This is a genomic window from Microbulbifer bruguierae (genome assembly GCF_029869925.1).
Lineage (GTDB): Bacteria > Pseudomonadota > Gammaproteobacteria > Pseudomonadales > Cellvibrionaceae > Microbulbifer > Microbulbifer bruguierae.
In genome coordinates this window covers 684,563-700,870 of record NZ_CP118605.1, presented here as the reverse complement: position 1 = coordinate 700,870, position 16,308 = coordinate 684,563, and the positions used below count along the sequence as shown (strand labels likewise).

At 57.6% G+C, this 16,308-nt stretch carries 11 protein-coding genes; 7 read left to right on the top strand and 4 right to left on the bottom strand.

Annotation, left to right across the window (positions count from 1 at the left end; all coding sequences use genetic code 11):
* The first annotated feature begins 114 nt into the window (after positions 1–114).
* Entirely contained in the window at positions 115–2,301 is a 2,187-nt protein-coding gene (rlmKL, locus tag PVT68_RS02995; protein ID WP_280321119.1) for a bifunctional 23S rRNA (guanine(2069)-N(7))-methyltransferase RlmK/23S rRNA (guanine(2445)-N(2))-methyltransferase RlmL, read from the top strand.
* Positions 2,302–2,315: 14 nt separating this feature from the next.
* Here the strand turns inward: rlmKL and PVT68_RS02990 are convergent, their stop codons facing one another.
* Positions 2,316–4,760 (bottom strand): bifunctional serine/threonine-protein kinase/formylglycine-generating enzyme family protein, encoded by a 2,445-nt coding sequence (locus PVT68_RS02990; protein ID WP_280321118.1) that lies wholly within the window; start codon positions 4,758–4,760, stop codon positions 2,316–2,318.
* A gap of 17 nt (positions 4,761–4,777) precedes the next feature.
* Positions 4,778–5,767, bottom strand: a complete 990-nt coding sequence (locus tag PVT68_RS02985) for a PP2C family protein-serine/threonine phosphatase (protein ID WP_280321117.1) — start codon at positions 5,765–5,767, stop codon at positions 4,778–4,780.
* Between the two features lie 290 nt (positions 5,768–6,057).
* Between PVT68_RS02985 and PVT68_RS02980 the strand changes: the two genes are divergently transcribed.
* Together PVT68_RS02980 and PVT68_RS02975 are read left to right on the top strand one after the other, a co-directional pair.
* Positions 6,058–6,933 (top strand): FHA domain-containing protein, encoded by an 876-nt coding sequence (locus PVT68_RS02980; RefSeq protein WP_280321116.1) that lies wholly within the window; start codon positions 6,058–6,060, stop codon positions 6,931–6,933.
* 11 nt (positions 6,934–6,944) lie between these two features.
* Complete coding sequence (locus tag PVT68_RS02975) at positions 6,945–7,196, top strand: glutaredoxin family protein (protein WP_280321115.1); 252 nt, start codon at positions 6,945–6,947, stop codon at positions 7,194–7,196.
* A gap of 133 nt (positions 7,197–7,329) precedes the next feature.
* Here the strand turns inward: PVT68_RS02975 and PVT68_RS02970 are convergent, their stop codons facing one another.
* On the bottom strand, positions 7,330–9,429 hold the full coding sequence (locus PVT68_RS02970; RefSeq protein WP_280321114.1) for a transglycosylase SLT domain-containing protein: 2,100 nt from the start codon (positions 9,427–9,429) through the stop codon (positions 7,330–7,332).
* A gap of 93 nt (positions 9,430–9,522) precedes the next feature.
* Between PVT68_RS02970 and PVT68_RS02965 the strand changes: the two genes are divergently transcribed.
* Positions 9,523–11,442, top strand: coding sequence for an ATP-binding cassette domain-containing protein (locus PVT68_RS02965; protein ID WP_280321113.1), 1,920 nt, complete (start codon positions 9,523–9,525; stop codon positions 11,440–11,442).
* Positions 11,443–11,520: 78 nt separating this feature from the next.
* Here the strand turns inward: PVT68_RS02965 and PVT68_RS02960 are convergent, their stop codons facing one another.
* Positions 11,521–11,964: a universal stress protein gene (locus PVT68_RS02960; RefSeq protein ID WP_280321112.1), complete on the bottom strand. Its 444-nt coding sequence runs from the start codon at positions 11,962–11,964 to the stop codon at positions 11,521–11,523.
* A 260-nt stretch (positions 11,965–12,224) separates the two neighbouring features.
* Between PVT68_RS02960 and PVT68_RS02955 the strand changes: the two genes are divergently transcribed.
* The 3 genes from PVT68_RS02955 to PVT68_RS02945 all read left to right on the top strand — a co-directional run bounded on the left by PVT68_RS02955 (position 12,225) and on the right by PVT68_RS02945 (position 16,308).
* Complete coding sequence (locus PVT68_RS02955) at positions 12,225–12,755, top strand: hypothetical protein (protein ID WP_280321111.1); 531 nt, start codon at positions 12,225–12,227, stop codon at positions 12,753–12,755.
* 305 nt (positions 12,756–13,060) lie between these two features.
* Positions 13,061–15,769, top strand: a complete 2,709-nt coding sequence (topA, locus tag PVT68_RS02950) for a type I DNA topoisomerase (RefSeq protein WP_280321109.1) — start codon at positions 13,061–13,063, stop codon at positions 15,767–15,769.
* Complete coding sequence (locus PVT68_RS02945; protein WP_280321108.1) at positions 15,766–16,308, top strand: DUF6586 family protein; 543 nt, start codon at positions 15,766–15,768, stop codon at positions 16,306–16,308. The genes topA and PVT68_RS02945 overlap by 4 nt, the downstream gene beginning before the upstream one ends.

The following is a 16,308-nucleotide window of genomic DNA, read 5'->3' as shown; positions in this document are numbered from 1 at the left end:
CGGGTTTCATGTATCCTTGCGCGACCTGAAGACTGCCTGACCATTTTGCCCGCAAGTTGTTGGCCAGAGTGCCCGGGTAAAGTGCCTGAAATCTGATTAATCGAGACTGATTTTTTGACTGCCAAGTATCAATTTACTGCTACCTGTCCCAAAGGCCTGGAAAACCTGCTGGCGGAGGAGCTGCGTGCGCTGGGCGCCGCGGTAGAGCGCGAGCAGCCCGCCGCGGTGTTGTTTGCCGGGAACCTGGAGCTGGCCTATCGGACCTGCCTGTGGAGTCGTCTGGCTAACCGCGTGTTGCTCAATCTGGGGCGAGCGCGGGTCGACAATGCGGAAACCCTGTATCGCGTCGTCGAAGACATCCCCTGGGAGGAGCATATCAGCCCCAATGGTGTGCTCTGGGTACAGTTCTCAGGCACCAACGCAGAGATCCGCAACAGTCAGTTCGGTGCACAAAAAGCCAAGGATGCGATTGTCGATCGCCTGCGCAAGCACACCGGAGCACGCCCGGACGTGGACAAGCGGGACCCTGACCTGTCGGTGATGTTGCGCCTGCACCGTGACCACCTTGAGATCGCCATCGATCTCTGCGGCGATAGCCTTCACCGTCGTGGATACCGCACGCATATTGGCGCTGCGCCACTGAAGGAAAACCTTGCCGCGGCGCTGCTGGTGAGGTCACGCTGGCCGGAAATTGCTGCGGACGGGGGATCCCTGCTGGATCCCATGTGCGGTTCCGGCACCTTCCTGGTGGAAGGTGCGCTGATGGCTGGCGATGTTGCGCCGGGGTTACTGCGTGAAAGTTTTGGCTTTGAGCGTTGGCTGAATCACCAGAGTGATATCTGGTTGCCGCTCAGGGAAGAAGCGCACCAGCGCCGTGTCGACGGGCTCGCGGCCGGACTGCCGGAAATTCGTGGCTATGATGCTGATGCCAAAGTGTTATTTGCGGCGGAATCTAACATCGCCCGCGCAGGGCTGGAAAAGCATGTTCGTGTGAGCTGTCGTCCGGTGGCGGCCTTCAAGGTTCCAAGTCACCGGCCGATCAAGCCCGGGCTGGTGATTACCAATCCACCTTACGGTGAGCGTCTGGGGGAACAGGAGGCGCTGCGTGAAACTTACGCCGAGCTGGGTCGTCAACTGAAGCAGGAGTTTGGTGGTTGGAAAGCGGCCATTTTTACCGGCAACCCGGAATTGTGCCACTCCACCAATTTGCGCTCCCATAAACAGTACAAGCTTTTCAATGGCAGCATTCCCAGCCAGTTGCTGCTGTTTGAAATTCACCGTTCAACCGATGCAAAGGATGATGCGGCGCGGGTAGCGCCACGCCTCTCCGAAGAAGCGCAAATGGTGGCTAACCGTTTGCAAAAAAATCTGCGCACTATCGGCAAATGGGCGGCGAAAAACGGAATCAGCTGTTATCGCCTGTACGATGCGGATCTGCCGGAGTACTCCGCGGCCATTGATGTCTATCAATCCCTTGAGGGGCAGACCTACGCGCATATTCAGGAGTACCGGGCGCCAGCGAGTATTCCTGAACAGAAAGCCAAGGCCCGCCTCAGTGATCTGGTACGGGCAACGCGCCAGGTGCTGGATCTTCCGGCACGGAATATTTCCATCAAGGAGCGTCGCCGCCACAGCCACAAGGAAAGTGGCAGTCAGTATCAGAAGCGCAGTGAGACTTCACCGGTGTTCTGGGTGGAAGAGTATGGCGCGCGGCTGGAAATCAACCTGTGGGACTATCTGGATACCGGTCTGTTTCTTGACCATCGGCCGGTGCGCAAATACCTGCGTGGCCTGGTGAAGGATAAGCGGTTGCTGAACCTGTTTTGTTACACCGCTACTGCGACGGTACAGGCAGCGCTCGGAGGCTGTAGCGAAAGCGCCAGCGTGGATCTGTCGAAAACTTACCAGTCCTGGGCACAGCGTAATTTCCGCGAAAACAAGCTGGATCCCTATCGGCACCAGTTGATTGAGGCGGATTGCCTGCAGTGGTTGGCGTCGGCTCAGCAAAATCGTCGCGGCCACTACGATGTGATATTTCTCGACCCACCGACATTTTCCAACTCGGCAAAAATGCAGGGCGTGCTCGATATTCAGCGGGATCACACTACCCTGATCCGTCAGTGTATGGCGCTGTTGCGTCCGGGGGGCAGGCTGCTGTTTTCCAACAACCTGCGCAGTTTCAAAATGGATCCTGAGATAGAAGCGGAATTTTCCGTGGAAAATCTGTCTTCAAAATTGCTGGACAAGGATTTCCAGCGCAACCCGAAGATTCACAATGTGTGGGAAATTACCACTGGATAGGGAAATGCCGGTTACTACAGCTCCATAACCAGGCGAAATCCCACTTCCCGGGAGCGCGCCTTTTCGTTGAGCCCGGTGCGGTAATCGGAGCTGATATTGCGTAGCGGCTCGCGCATTGAGCCGCCACGCACGGCGCGCAGCTCACAGTTTTTCAGCTGTACCGGGCGCGCGTCGTTGCGGTGGTTGGTGTAATCGCCAAGGAAGCAATCCTGAACCCATTCGGCCACGTTACCTGCCGTGTCGTAGAGTCCGAATTCGTTGGCTTTGTAATTGCCCACCGGCGCGCTGGAGATTGTAAACAGCGTGTTGAATTCGCTGGCGCAACCGCGCCGGCAATTCGCCTTGCCGCGGGCGCTGCCCTCTCCCCACCAGAAGGGGGTCTCGGTACCCGCGCGCGCCGCATATTCCCACTCCGCCTCGCTGGCGAGGCGATATTCCTGTCCTGTTTGCTCACTCAGCCACCTGGCATATAGGTTTACATCCTGCCAGCTCACATTCACTGCGGGCCTTTTGCCGCGCCCCCACTTTTCGTCTGAGGGCAGCGCGCGCCCTGTGGCTTTGGCGAACCGGTCGTAGTCATCGAAGGTGATTTCGTTGGCGCCGATCGCGAAGGGGCGGTTGATGGAAATCTTGTGTTCAGGGCTTGTGAACGGGTGGCGGTTGTCCCCCATGGTGAATTCGCCGGCTACCACTACGACCATTTCCGGGCCGCGTCCACCGCCTGCAAGGGGGGAGCGGAAGGTTTTACCCGGGAAAAATTTTCGTTCCAGTTGCACCGCCAGATTCACATCCGCACTACCGATCTCAATCCAGCGCCGCACGGTGCTGTATCCAGGTTTGCTGACTTCAATATCGTAACGGCCGGGTTCGAGAGCGATCCCCGGTGAATAGCGAGGCACGATGTTCATGATGCGAATACGGGCGTCTTCAGGTTTTGCGGAAACCATCAGTGAATAGGTGGGCGGGGTTTCGTCCACTATCGACACTGTAGTGCCCGTTGGGTCAGGCCTTGCTTCGCTTTCGGCTTTTGTCGGTGATTCCAGGGTTGCCACATCTGCGGATGGCTCACCGGTGGTGGGCTCAGTGAGGTTCGTGCGCAGGATGGGGCGCAATTGGTTAGCGAGGCTCTGTTGCCCGAAGTTGTCCTGTGAGGTCCGTGGGGGTTCATCGGCAGCCAAATCCTGCAGTTTCTCGAGCTGCAACGGGCCGGGAATTGTGACTTGGCTGTCACCCTCTTGATGTGCAGTGTCCGTCGGGTCTGGCAGCAGAATCTGTGAGGTGATACCCACCGCATCGTTCACCAGGGTGGACTCGCTTTGCCACTGGAATTTGTTACTGAACAGGCTGAACAGGACCCAGGCCAGGGTGAGACTGACAAGCAGCATACCGGCGAGCAGCTTGGGGCGGCGTTGAGCAGGGACCGTCTGCTTCATCACCTGCTGCAGGCGCATGATGGTTTGTTGTTCGGCGCGGGGGTTGTCCTGATGCAGCGGCTTGTGGCGCCAGCGCGCCCAGGTAGCGGTGACGCGATCGCTGAGGGTGCCGTACAGGGTCATCACCAGTGCCCGCAGCAGGCTGGAGACCCGAACTGAGGTGTTGTTCAGTTTGGTGGCGGTAGCCGGTGTTTTGCCATCCAGCGCTGCCAACAGCTGGTCGATGGCATCGACCACGTCGAGACCCCGTTGAAAGCGGTGATCCGGATCCTTGGCCAGAAAGCGATCGATCAATCCCTGGTAGAGGGAGTGGCGGGCCGGTAGTCGGGGAATCGGATCGGTGAGATGCTTGATGGCAATGGCCACGGCTTCCTCGGCCTGGAAGGGCACGGCGCTGGTCAGCATTTCATAAAATACTACCCCCAGGCTATAGAGGTCTGCGCGTCCGTCCACCGCGGCACCGCGTGCCTGCTCGGGACTCATGTAGTGAGGGGTGCCTACCACCATTCCGGTATTGGTCATTCGGGTAGTGCGTGCTACCGCTCGGGCGACACCAAAATCTGTCAGTACTGCGGAGCCGTCTTCCCGGAACAGGATATTTTCAGGTTTCAGGTCGCGGTGTACATAGCCTTTGTTGCTGGCGTGATCCAGAGCCATCGCAATCTGGCGGGTGATGTGCAGGGCTTCCAGCGGCTCAATTGCCCCTTTGGTGAGGGCATCGGCTACAGAGCCGCCGGGGAGGTAATCCATGGCGATGTAATTGAGGCTGCGATAGCGGCCGATATCGTGAATCGCAACAATATTGGGGTGGGAAAGCTGCCCGACAATATTGGCCTCGCGCTGGAAGCGTTCACTGAAGATAGGATCCGCGTTCAACACCGGCGACATGACCTTGAGCGCTACCTGGCGGCCCATACTACGCTGGGTTGCCAGGTACACGGTCGACATGCCGCCCTGGTTGATTTTCTTCAGGATCTGGTAACCAGGAATTTCCAGCGACGCTGCGCCACTGCTGACAACTTCCATCGAAGTCTGTCCCTAAATTATCCGTTCAGCAGCAGCCAGGCCGCGTAAACACCGAGTGAAAAAATAATCGCAAGTGTAGCGATTGTGACGGCAAGTGTGCCCCGCGAGGAGAAAAATTGCTGGGACGCAGGTGGCTGGTGGGCTGTGCGGGAGTTCAGGTTTTGGGCCGTAAGATTTTTGCTGTCGGCGGCGGTATGGGGAGAACTGATCACCTGCACGGTGATATTGTCGCGGCCACCGGCGTCCAGTGCTGCGGCAATCAAAAGTTCACTGGCGCGCTGATTGTCTGGGTTGTTGGCGAGTACGGCACAGATCTCTGACTCGAGCACATCGTTGCTGAGGCCATCACTGCACAGTAAAAGTTTCTGTCCCGGCTGCCAGGAAAATGACGCGCGGTCGATTTCAAGGCTGGGATTGGCCGTGCCCCCAATACAGCGGGTAATCACATGCCGGTTGGGGTGGCTGGCAGCTTCCTCCTGATTGATGGCTCCTGAGTCCACCAGCATCTGCACATAGGAGTGGTCGACGGTGAGTTGTTTGAGATGGCCGTGGCGGGGTTCTTGCTGTGAGGAGGGAAGGTCCGCGCTTTCTGCCGTTGCTACTGCGGGAGGGGTCCAGAGATAGGCGCGGCTGTCGCCAACCCAGTAGATATGAAAGTAATTGCCGTCTTCTGCTACCACTACCGCGGTAGTACCCATGGCAGTCGTGCTGCTTTCCTCGCCGACCAGTAGGGCATGAGCGCGTCGCAGTGCCTGTTCATAATGGCGGTCGGTGGCGGATGAGCGTTGAATTTCTTCAACAACGGTCTGGCTGGCAATTTCTCCAGCCTGATGGCCGCCGAGCCCATCAGCCACAACCCAGACTCCACGGGTCTCATCGCCCCAAAACGCATCTTCGTTCTGTTCTCGGCGATATCCGGTATGCGTCGCTCCCGCGCTGCGCTTCATTGCGCTTACCGCGGGCTGGCTCACTCCGCTGGGGCGTTCCCGTACGTTGGCTTCACTCACTGGTATGTAACTACCTGTTCAACTACCTGTTACCTGTCGTTATTGTCGAAAGTGTAAAACCGCGCTGATCCTTGAGGCTTCGACACTTCCATACTAGAGCCTGGGCACATTGTAAGCTGCAAACCGAATCACAGGCCAATGAAAAAGCCCGTGATAAACTCTTGATGTGATCTCCAGAGCATTTTGCCTTTCGGATCCCTCACTGGATACCGCTGTGCAGTGATCGACTACGAAATAATGCTTTGGTACAAAAAATGTACGCTTCGTGCTTATTCAGGGAAGCTCCGGCAATGTTGAAACTCTGTGACGTCAAAGATGCCAGTCAAAGTGTCTGGCTGGTAGCGCCAAAGGTCACCATCGGTCGTGCCAGCCAGTGTGACCTCACTCTCGCGGATTCTTCGGTGGCCAAGTTACACGCAGAAATTCTGGTGGACGGTGAGGAACTCGAACTTCGAAACCTTGCCGGGCGCGGCCAGGTCACCGTTAATGGCAGGCAGGTAGAGGGCAGTTGTCGGCTTCAGCGCAATGACCGGGTTCAGCTGGGCGAGCGCAACCTCGCAGTGGTTGATCCGAAAATAACCCGTATGAAAGCGGCGGGTGCCAGCGCCAATGTGTCCTGGGCTCTGCGGGCCAACCATCCCGCCATTGTTGGGCGGGTTTTTCCCGTGCGCGAAACCAGTGTGGTCGGGCGTTCGGAAGAATGTGATCTGACGTTCGCCATGTCGCACCTGTCCCGGCGCCATGCGCGACTTGAGGTCAGGGAGGGGCTGCTGTTTGTCGTGGATCTGGGTTCTGCAAACGGCACCTTTCTGAACAATCAGCGGGTGACAGAGTCCCGTGTGCGGCGGGGTGATGAGCTGCGTTTCGACAGTCTCAGCTTCAGCGTGGTCGGGCCCGCCGACGACCTGGATAAAACGACGCTCCGCCAGGCGGTGTCTGCGCCCGAAGCGGCGCGCCAGAGCGCGGAGTTGGGGCAGGCCATGCAGCGGGGATTGGCGCGTAAAGGTAATCCTCACGCAAAGCCTTCCGGCAATGAGCCTGCATCCCGGGGCTATCCCGGGGGATCGGCGACTGCTGGCGGCAATGGCTGGCTGTGGGGTTGTGTTCTGCTCGGTGGGGCCTTGGTGCTCGCTTATCTGTGGGCGCAGTCCCAAGGGTTGATCTAGGGGTCGGTCCATTGGTAGAGCGAAAACTGATCTTTTATACGACCCTGGGCTGTAGCCTCTGTGAAAAAGCCAAGGTGGAAATCTGGCCGCTGCTGGAAAAGTACCAGCTGACGTTACAGCCGGTAGATATCGCTGACGACGAACAACTTAGTCGACTGTTTGGCTGGAGTATTCCTGTGGTGGGCCTTGGGGTAATAGAAGATGTGCTCTGCTGGCCTTTTGCCCGTGAGGAGTTGGATCACTGGCTGAGCGAACGCCTCTGATACTGATTGGCGCGCTGATTTTTCCAAAACGTCTCTCTACGTCTCTCTCAGGGTTTATCTCCAGGTTTATCTCTACTCGAATTTCACGCTATACGTTTCTCTCGACCTGCCATGTTCCGGCGGCTCTGACGTGTCAGAGCCGCGCTTCCGCTTCGTTGTCGCGCAATAGTGACGCCTTGTCGCCACTGCGATAGGCGTAGATTACCGAATATGACAGCACGTTCTGCACGTACTTGCGGGTTTCGTTGTAGGGGATGGTTTCAATCCAGACATCGAAGGGCAGCTTCCTGTTGGTGTCTTTGAGCCAGCCAGCAACCCGGGTCGGGCCCGCGTTATAGGCAGCGGCGGCAAGGAAGCGATTATTATCGAAGCGGCTGAGAAGCGAATTCAGGTAATAGGCGCCCAGGTTGATATTGGTATTCGGATTGAGCAGGTCCCAGCTCCGCCGATATGGAACACCGGCTTTCTGTGCCGTGGCCTGGGCGGTAGAGGGCAGTAGTTGCATAAGCCCCATGGCACCAGCGTGAGATTTCGCGTCGTGACTGAAATGGCTCTCTTGGCGAGCCACCGCCAGTACCAGGTACGAATCCAGCGCGGTTTTCTTACCCATACGGGAAGCAACGTCTTTGACGATATCGGTAAACGCGAGCGGGAAGCGCAACTCGAGATCGTCCAGATAATCGGCGGCGAGAATGGACTGGATGGATTTGTGGTACCAGCCCCAGGAACTCGCCACCTTGCCGGCCGTCATCAGCTCTTCCGTAGACATCTTCTCGGTAGCGTAATCCCACTCTCGGCGGGCGTGATAGAACTCGCCGATAGCCTGGAGTTCCTGCGCTCTGCGCATTTCCGGACGCGCGGCCACGTTACTGACCAGCTCCGGTGTAATAGGCGCTGGGCGATCGACAAAGCTGTATTCTTTACCGATCGTGTCGGAGGCCAGGAAACCGTAATAGCTGCGCTCGGCAGCGGCCTTTTGGTAGAGCGTTTTCGCCAGAGCCTGGCGTTGGGGGTCCGGAGCTTTGCCACTTTTGCTGTCGGCTTCGAGTATTTCGTTGATGGCCCGGGCTTTCCAGTACAGCCAGCGATCCAGATCCTGATCGGTTTCCGGTAACTGATTGATCCAGAATTCGACCTGTGCCCAATCCATTTCGCGCAGCGACTGGCGAATCAGCCATTCGGCAGTACGCAAATCAAAAAACCCGGGGTTCGCCTTGATCAGTGCTTCAAGGCCTGTCTGGTTATCCTGGCGCGCGTACTGTAATGCCAGGAAGCCGAGGAAGTCGTCCCGCTCCTCGTCGCTGAAAAGGTAGCTCGCACTGTAGCGCTGCCAGGCCGAGTTGGCTTTTCCCGCATCACGAATGGCAAGGCGACGCACGCCAATGCTGACGATGTCCCGGTATTCGGGGGTGTTTTTGATAAACCGGTCGTAGTTCAGTATCTGTTCCGGTTTGCGATATACCTCGCGCATCAGCGAGGCTCTGGTTGCGGCTGTTTTGTCCAACTTGGTTGCAATATATCCCGCAAGATCCAGATTGCCGCTCTGTACCGACAGGGCGTGGCGCTTCCATGCCAGCTCCGGGGTAAGGCCGCCATCTCGTATCCAGCGCGCAAAAGCCGGGTCGCATTCCTTCGGCTGGGATGCCCCCACGGTCCACAGTTCTTCGATCAATTCGTAAGCGTGCTGTTTGTCCCCATGGCGAGACAGGGCGTCAACGTAATAGCAGCGTAATTGGGTGCGCTTGATCTGCTCGGGGCGATAGTATTTCAGATAGGCTTGGAAGCGCTCGCGGCTGCCGAGTTCTCGCAGCACACGAATGCGAAGCCAGTCACCGATGGCTGTGCCATCGTAGGTTTCCAGAAACCTGTCGATATCGTCATAGGGGAGGCGGGAAAGGTCCCTGCTGATAGCCCAATAGTCGATGTAGGGCAGCAGGGGATAGTCCGCCAGTTCTTTCTTGAGTTGTTTCAAACGCCGTTGGTCGTTGTTCGCGATTGCACCGCGGGCTTCCTGCAGTTTTTCCCTTTGTGCCACCGCCGTTTCGGCGTCCCTTGTGTCTCGCTGTTTCATCTTCTGCTGGGTGGGGGCGACCGTGGCGTTTGCAGTACCCTGTACACGCGTGACTTCGCTATTGTTCGCTGCGCGTTGGGCGAGGGCCGCGGCCGGCATCCCTAGACCGGTGGTGATGACTGTGGAGATGAGAATGGCGAGTCCCGTGCTGCCAATCGACATACTAAAAACCCGATTGAGAAATCGCTTATTCGATGGGCGCAGAATAAAGCGTAAAATATCCGTTTTCACCCAAAAATATTGTAGTTGTTAATTATGTTGCTTCAGTTGGATGGCGTTTGTTTGCGCTATGGCGTGCAGGTACTGGCGGATCATGTCAGCGCCAAAATCGAGCGGGGAGACCGGATTTGCCTGGTGGGCCGCAACGGTGAGGGCAAGTCCAGCCTGTTGAGGCTGATCGGTGGCGGGGGGGATCCAGACGAGGGGGAGATTGTTCGTCAGAGTGGTGCCGTATTCGCCACCCTCGAACAGGCCCTGCCGGAAGGCTGCACGGACACGGTGTACCGCTATGTGGCCGAAGGGCTGGGTGCGGTAGGTGCCTGGCTGGCGGAGTACCGCGACAACCTGAATCCCGACTTGCAAGCGAAGATTGAGCAGGTCCATGGCTGGGAGCTGCTGGCGCGCATTGACAGTGTACTGGATCGACTGGATCTGGACAGTGAAGCGAGGGTGGCGGATCTCTCCGGTGGCTGGCAGCGCCGCGCGGCGTTGGCCCGTGCACTGGTTACCGAGCCGGACTTGCTGATTCTCGATGAACCGACCAACCACCTGGACATTGCTGCGGTGGAATGGCTCGAGAGCTTTCTGGGCAGCTTTCGTGGTGCACTGCTGTTTGTGAGCCATGACCGCGCACTGGCGCAGCGCCTGGCCACCACTGTGTGGGATCTGGATCGCGGTGTCTTGCGAGTGTTCAACTGTACCTTTGATCGCTACCAGCAGGAGAAGGAAAAGGTGCTTGAGGAGGAGGCGCGTAACGACGCCTTGTTCGACAAAAAGCTGGCGCAGGAAGAGGCCTGGATTCGACAGGGAATCAAGGCCAGACGCACTCGTAATGAGGGGCGAGTGAGGGCGTTACAAGGGTTGCGGCGTGAGCGCCAGGCCCGCCGTGAACGCCAGGGCGTTGCGCGTATGTCGCTGGATTCGGGTGAGCGTTCCGGCAAGCTGGTGGCGGAATTGCAAGGTGTGACCTTTGGTTTCCCGGATAGTGAAGGTGGCGCGATGCGACCACTGATCGACAATCTGGATTTCACCCTGATGCGCGGTGACAAAGTGGGTCTGATCGGCCCCAACGGCGCAGGCAAGAGTACCCTGATCCGCTTGCTGTTGGATGAGCTCCAACCGCAATCTGGCAGTATCCGCCTGGGTACCAAGCAGCAGGTGGCCTACTTTGATCAAAGGCGCGATGTCCTGAACCCGGAATTGAGTGTGGTGGACAATATCGCCGAAGGGCGGGAAACCATCCAGGTCGGGGGCAGTAGTCGCCATGTGATGGGTTATCTAAGCGACTTCCTGTTTACCGGAGTGAAAGCGCGGACCAAGGTCGGAGCTTTGAGTGGCGGTGAGCGCAATCGTGCGCTGCTGGCCAAACTGTTCAGCCAGCCCGCCAATATTCTGGTGCTGGACGAGCCCACCAACGATCTGGATGTGGAAACTCTGGAATTGCTTGAGCAGTTACTGCTGGATTTCCCCGGCACGGTGCTGCTGGTGAGCCACGACCGGGCATTTCTCGACAATGTGGTCGACAGCTGTCTCGCCTTTGAAGGCGATGGCGTGGTGCGGGAATACGTGGGAGGCTACCAGGATTTTGTGCGCCAGGGCGGGCGATTCCTCAGTGCGGAGGAGCAACTGCAGTCGCGTAAACGGGAGCAGGACAAGGCGGCGGGTAGCGGCGTTGATACCGGCGCGGACAAGGCCGCGGACTCCCCGGAAACCCAAGGCTCAACACCACCCAAAAGTAAAAAGCTCAGCTATAAATTGCAGCGTGAGCTGGATGCTCTGCCAGGTCAGATCGAATCACTGGAAGGTGAGATCGCCGAGCTGGAACAGGCGATGGCACAGCCGGACTTTTACCAGCAGGACAATACGCTGGTGCAGGAAAAGCTACAAAAACTGGCCGATCTACAGCAGGCGCTGGAAGTGGCGTTTGAGCGCTGGGCTGAACTGGACAGCATGTAAGCGAGCCGGAATTTGCCCCTCGCTGGCGACAGTCTGGGGCAAACCAGCGGTTACAGAGTGGCCGGGGCTATGCCGTGGTTACTGGTTTGCCGGTTGCACCCTGACCGCCAACACATCACATCCTGCGCCGTGAAGGACGCCATTTGCGGTGGATCCCAGCAGCAGCGCGAGTCCGTGGCGCCCATGACTGCCGATGACAATGAGATCACAGCCGGCTTCTTCCGCGAGTCGATGAATTTCCGTTGCGGGCTGGCCGAGCACCACATGCTGGCGCTCAGGGGGAATGTTCAGGCTGGCAGCGGCCTTGCGAAGTTGTTCTTTGGCCTGTGTTTGCAACTGTTCCTGGACTTCTGACAGATCCATGGGAATATCGCCGCCATAGGCAAACGTCAGTGGCTCGATGATGTGGGCGAGGCTCATCTGAGCACCGCTGTCTGCGGCAATCTGTGCCGCGCGCTCCAGTACCTGAGAGGATTCTTCAGAAAGGTCCAGTCCAACCAGAATGTTGTTATAGCCTGCCATTATGTCCTCGCGATTGCGGTTTATGCGTGATACCAGAGTGAGTCTACTTTAAAAAAACGGTCTTGACACAAGTGCCGCTCGGGAGTGGAAAATGCGCGCCGGCCAGACATTGTGACGGCGCTGCGCCCTGAAGTGCTTGCACAAGTGCTCGCATAGTAACCAGGCATAGGCTATTTGATAGCGAATAGAGAAAAAGTGTCGCGCTAGAAACCTATCTTCTCCAGCGTGAGTAATTAAAAGAAGCAAGAGGAACGGGTGTCATGTCCAGTTGGTTACCGCTCATTGTCATCGTGTTTGCCGTGGCTCTGGTGATAGGTCCGGTTATGTGGATGAAGCCCAGCAGCCGGGACCGAAAACTGGCCGATTTGCGCCAGCGAGCGGCTACATCCGGTCTCAAAGTGCAGATGCAGCCTCTGCCAGCGTCACAGGGAACCGGCAGCGCCGCTACCTATTTTTCCCACTGGCGAAATCCGCGCAGGCTACAGACCGGATGGGCCCTGGAACTGCAGCGGATGAGCCACGAAATGCACTTCGAGGGTGTTTGGGACTGGCGCAAAGGGAGGGCGGCCCCCGAGCCGGCACTGGCACCGCTGAAAGAGCTGATAGCGGCGCTCCCAGCCGACGCTACGGGAGTGTACGCCGCGGATGCCGGGCTCGGAATACAGTGGGGTGAACGCAGTGGGAATGCCGGCCTGGCGGCTATTCAGGCAGTACTTGAATCCCAGCGGCCATTGATCGAAGAGGCGATACGCCAGTATCAGCCTGGCACTCCCGGGGGCGATGGGCAATAAACTAAGGTCCGCGAAGGGCTGGCTGGATGCCGGATCTGGTCTACTGTTTCAAGCGGTTGTGGTGCCAGTGAACTTGCCCGATTCCGCAGCTCAGCAACATGTGTTCGCTGCGCAGCAAGGGTGCCGAACCAACAATTGAATCCTCGGTCACAAGTACTCGTTCAAGGGGCTAATTGGTCATGAATTTGACCTGTTTGCTTGACCGCACCGGGGGCGAAGCATATATATTCGCGCAGCGCACCGCTGTTCAAGGCTGTCGCCGCAGGTGCGAAGGCAGTAAATTTTCTATTAAAAATCAAAGGCTTATGGGTAAATCACTGGTCATCGTCGAGTCACCGGCCAAGGCAAAAACCATTAACAAATATCTCGGAAAGGACTTTGTGGTGAAGTCCAGTATTGGTCATATCCGGGATCTCCCCACCGGTGCCTCCAGTAAACAGCCGGTGGACGCCAAGGAGCGCGCCCGGCGCGCTGCGGAAACCCGCAAGCTGTCCCCGGAAGATAAAGAGGTCTACAAGCGCCAGAAAGGTCGCGAACAGCTGATCAAGCGTATGGGCATTGATCCGGACCACAACTGGGAAGCCCACTACGAAATTCTTCCTGGCAAGGAAAAGGTGGTCGATGAATTGCGCAAACTTGCCGCCAGCGCCGACCATGTCTATCTCGCAACGGACTTGGATCGCGAGGGGGAGGCAATTGCCTGGCATTTGCGTGAGTCCATCGGTGGCGATGAAGGGCGGTTCCGTCGTGTGGTGTTTAACGAAATCACCAAGAGCGCGATTCAGGAGGCTTTTAAAGATCCGGGCCCCCTGGATATCGACCGCGTCAATGCGCAACAGGCGCGACGCTTTCTCGACCGTATTGTCGGATATATGGTCTCGCCTCTGCTGTGGGAAAAGGTCGCTCGCGGTCTGTCCGCTGGTCGTGTGCAATCGGTTGCCGTGCGCCTTGTGGTGGAGCGGGAGCGTGAAATTCGCGCCTTCATACCAGAAGAGTACTGGACTCTGTTTGCGGATACGCAAACCGCCAAGTCGGACTCACTGCGTCTCGAAGTAAAGAAGCAGAGCGGTGAAAACTTCCGCCCGACCAATGAAGAGCAGGCCATGGCGGCCTTCAAGGCGCTGCAGGCGAGCAGCTTCCAGGTCGCGGCCCGCGATGACAAGCCCACCAGTTCCAAGCCTGGCGCGCCCTATATCACGTCGACCCTACAGCAGGCCGCGAGCAATCGTCTCAGCTTTAGCGTCAAGAAAACCATGATGATGGCCCAGCGCTTGTATGAGGCTGGTTACATCACTTACATGCGTACTGACTCCACCAATCTGAGTGCGGAAGCGGTCGCTTCGGTGCGGGAATATATCGGCGAAAATTACGGCGATAAGTATTTGCCGGAAAATCCCAACCGCTATAGCAGCAAAGAGGGCGCGCAAGAGGCGCACGAGGCTATCCGTCCCTCGGATGTGCGAGTGAAGCCAAACATGCTCTCTGGCATGGAGCGGGATGCTGAGCGTCTGTATACCCTGATCTGGCAGCAATTTGTCGCCTGTCAGATGACGCCAGCCCAGTTTACCTCCACCTCTATCGTGGTGAACGCCGGGGATTTTGAGCTGCGCACCCGCGGACGCGTAATCCGTTTTGACGGCTTTTTGAGAGTCGCACCGGCACAGAGTAAAAAAGACGAAGATCTGGTGCTGCCGGATATCAAGGTGGGGGAAACTCTCGAGCTCAAGAAGCTCGATCCCAAGCAGCACTTCACCAAACCGCCGGCCCGCTTCAGTGAGGCGGCACTGGTTAAAGAGTTGGAAAAGCGCGGTATTGGTCGCCCATCTACCTACGCATCCATTATTTCGACCATTCAGGATCGCGGTTACGTACGCTTGGAAAATCGTCGTTTCTATGCGGAAAAAATGGGCGATATCGTTACTGACCGTTTGAGCGAAAGTTTCCAGAACCTGATGGACTACGGCTTTACTGCCAACCTGGAGGAGTCCCTGGATGCGGTCGCGGAAGGGAAACGGGGCTGGAAGGACCTGCTGGACGACTTCTATTCCGACTTTAGCAATCGCCTGGAAGTCGCTCAGGATAAAGAAGGCGGCATGCGCCGCAATACGCCTACGGATACTGATATTGAATGCAGTCAGTGCGGTCGCCACATGCAGATTCGTACCGGTTCCACCGGTGTGTTTCTGGGGTGCTCCGGGTATGCGCTGCCGCCGAAAGAGCGCTGCACCAACACCATGAACCTGGTGTCAGGTGAAGAAGCGATTGATGCAGATAAGGACGAAGAGGCGGAAACCCGACAGCTGCGCGATAAGCGCCGTTGTACGAAGTGCGGTACCGCCATGGACAGCTACCTGTTGGACGAACAGCGCAAGCTGCATATTTGTGGCAACAACCCGGATTGCAGCGGTTTCGAAGTGGAAAAGGGCACGTTCAAAATCAAGGGCTATGACGGTCCGCTGATCGAGTGCGATAAGTGCGGTAGCGATATGCAGCTGAAGTCTGGCCGCTTCGGTAAGTACTTCGGTTGTACCAATGAGAGTTGTAAGAACACCCGCAAACTGCTGAAAAATGGTCAGCCTGCGCCGCCGAAAATGGATCCGGTACCAATGCCGGAGTTGGCGTGTGAAAAGGTGGATGACACCTATATTCTTCGCGACGGCGCTTCGGGCCTGTTCCTCGCAGCGAGCCAGTTTCCCAAAAACCGCGAAACCCGCGCGCCGTTGATCAAGGAACTGTTGCCTCACAAGGATGAGATTGATCCCAAATACAGCTTCCTGTTCTCTGCGCCCACAGAGGACAACGAAGGCAGGGATACGGTAGTGCGTTTTAGTCGCAAGACCCAGGAGCAGTACGTACAGACCGAAGAGGACGGCAAGGCGACCGGGTGGAAGGCGTTCTATCATGACGGTAAATGGCAGGTAGAAGCGCCGGCCAAGAAGAAAGCCCCGGCGAAGAAGGCGGCCACCAAGAAGGCACCAGCTAAAAAGGCTCCTTCCAAAAAGGCCAAAACTTGAGCAATCCCTACACCGGACTCGTCGCCGCCGCATTGCGCAAATGCCAGCTGTTGTTAAACCGGCTGGAGGCTGAGGGCAGTGGTGATCCGCTGTGTCAGTCAGCTCTTGGTGAGGGGGCGCTGTTGCAACTATGGCGTGGCTATCGCGCTTTTCTGGCTGAGCAGGCCCATCAGTTACAGCTGGGTGTAGCACCTGGACGCGAGCCGGAGTCGGCTGGCCAGCTGCAGCAGCTGGTGGCACAGAACGGCAAGTTCAGTGCGGAAATTGCGGAGCTGGTCAGCCTGGCGGAGAATCCCGACAGTTGGTATCGGCAGATGGACACTGCCTGGCGGTGCCTGTGGCACGCACCCCAGGCACCGTCCACTCGGGCGCAAAGCGCCGCCACAGGTGCCGCAGTGCAAACCCTGATCCCGGTGCGGCAGGTAGATGTAAGTTCAGGCTCTGGGAGCTCCCAGCTCGATGCGCAGAGTTTACGAGAGTGGCACCGTGCGCTTTCTGAACTGGTGCAGCGCCAGCGAGCACAGGGGCAGGAGTGGTAG

What these genes read in the sequence shown, in the direction of transcription:
- topA (WP_280321109.1), top strand. Translation starts at nt 13,061, where the DNA reads ATGGGTAAATCACTGGTCATCGTCGAGTCACCGGCCAAGGCAAAAACC.
- PVT68_RS02980 (WP_280321116.1), top strand. Translation starts at nt 6,058, where the DNA reads ATGTTGAAACTCTGTGACGTCAAAGATGCCAGTCAAAGTGTCTGGCTG.
- PVT68_RS02970 (WP_280321114.1), bottom strand. Translation starts at nt 9,429, where the DNA reads ATGTCGATTGGCAGCACGGGACTCGCCATTCTCATCTCCACAGTCATC.
- PVT68_RS02960 (WP_280321112.1), bottom strand. Translation starts at nt 11,964, where the DNA reads ATGGCAGGCTATAACAACATTCTGGTTGGACTGGACCTTTCTGAAGAA.
- PVT68_RS02990 (WP_280321118.1), bottom strand. Translation starts at nt 4,760, where the DNA reads ATGGAAGTTGTCAGCAGTGGCGCAGCGTCGCTGGAAATTCCTGGTTAC.
- PVT68_RS02955 (WP_280321111.1), top strand. Translation starts at nt 12,225, where the DNA reads ATGTCCAGTTGGTTACCGCTCATTGTCATCGTGTTTGCCGTGGCTCTG.
- PVT68_RS02965 (WP_280321113.1), top strand. Translation starts at nt 9,523, where the DNA reads ATGTTGCTTCAGTTGGATGGCGTTTGTTTGCGCTATGGCGTGCAGGTA.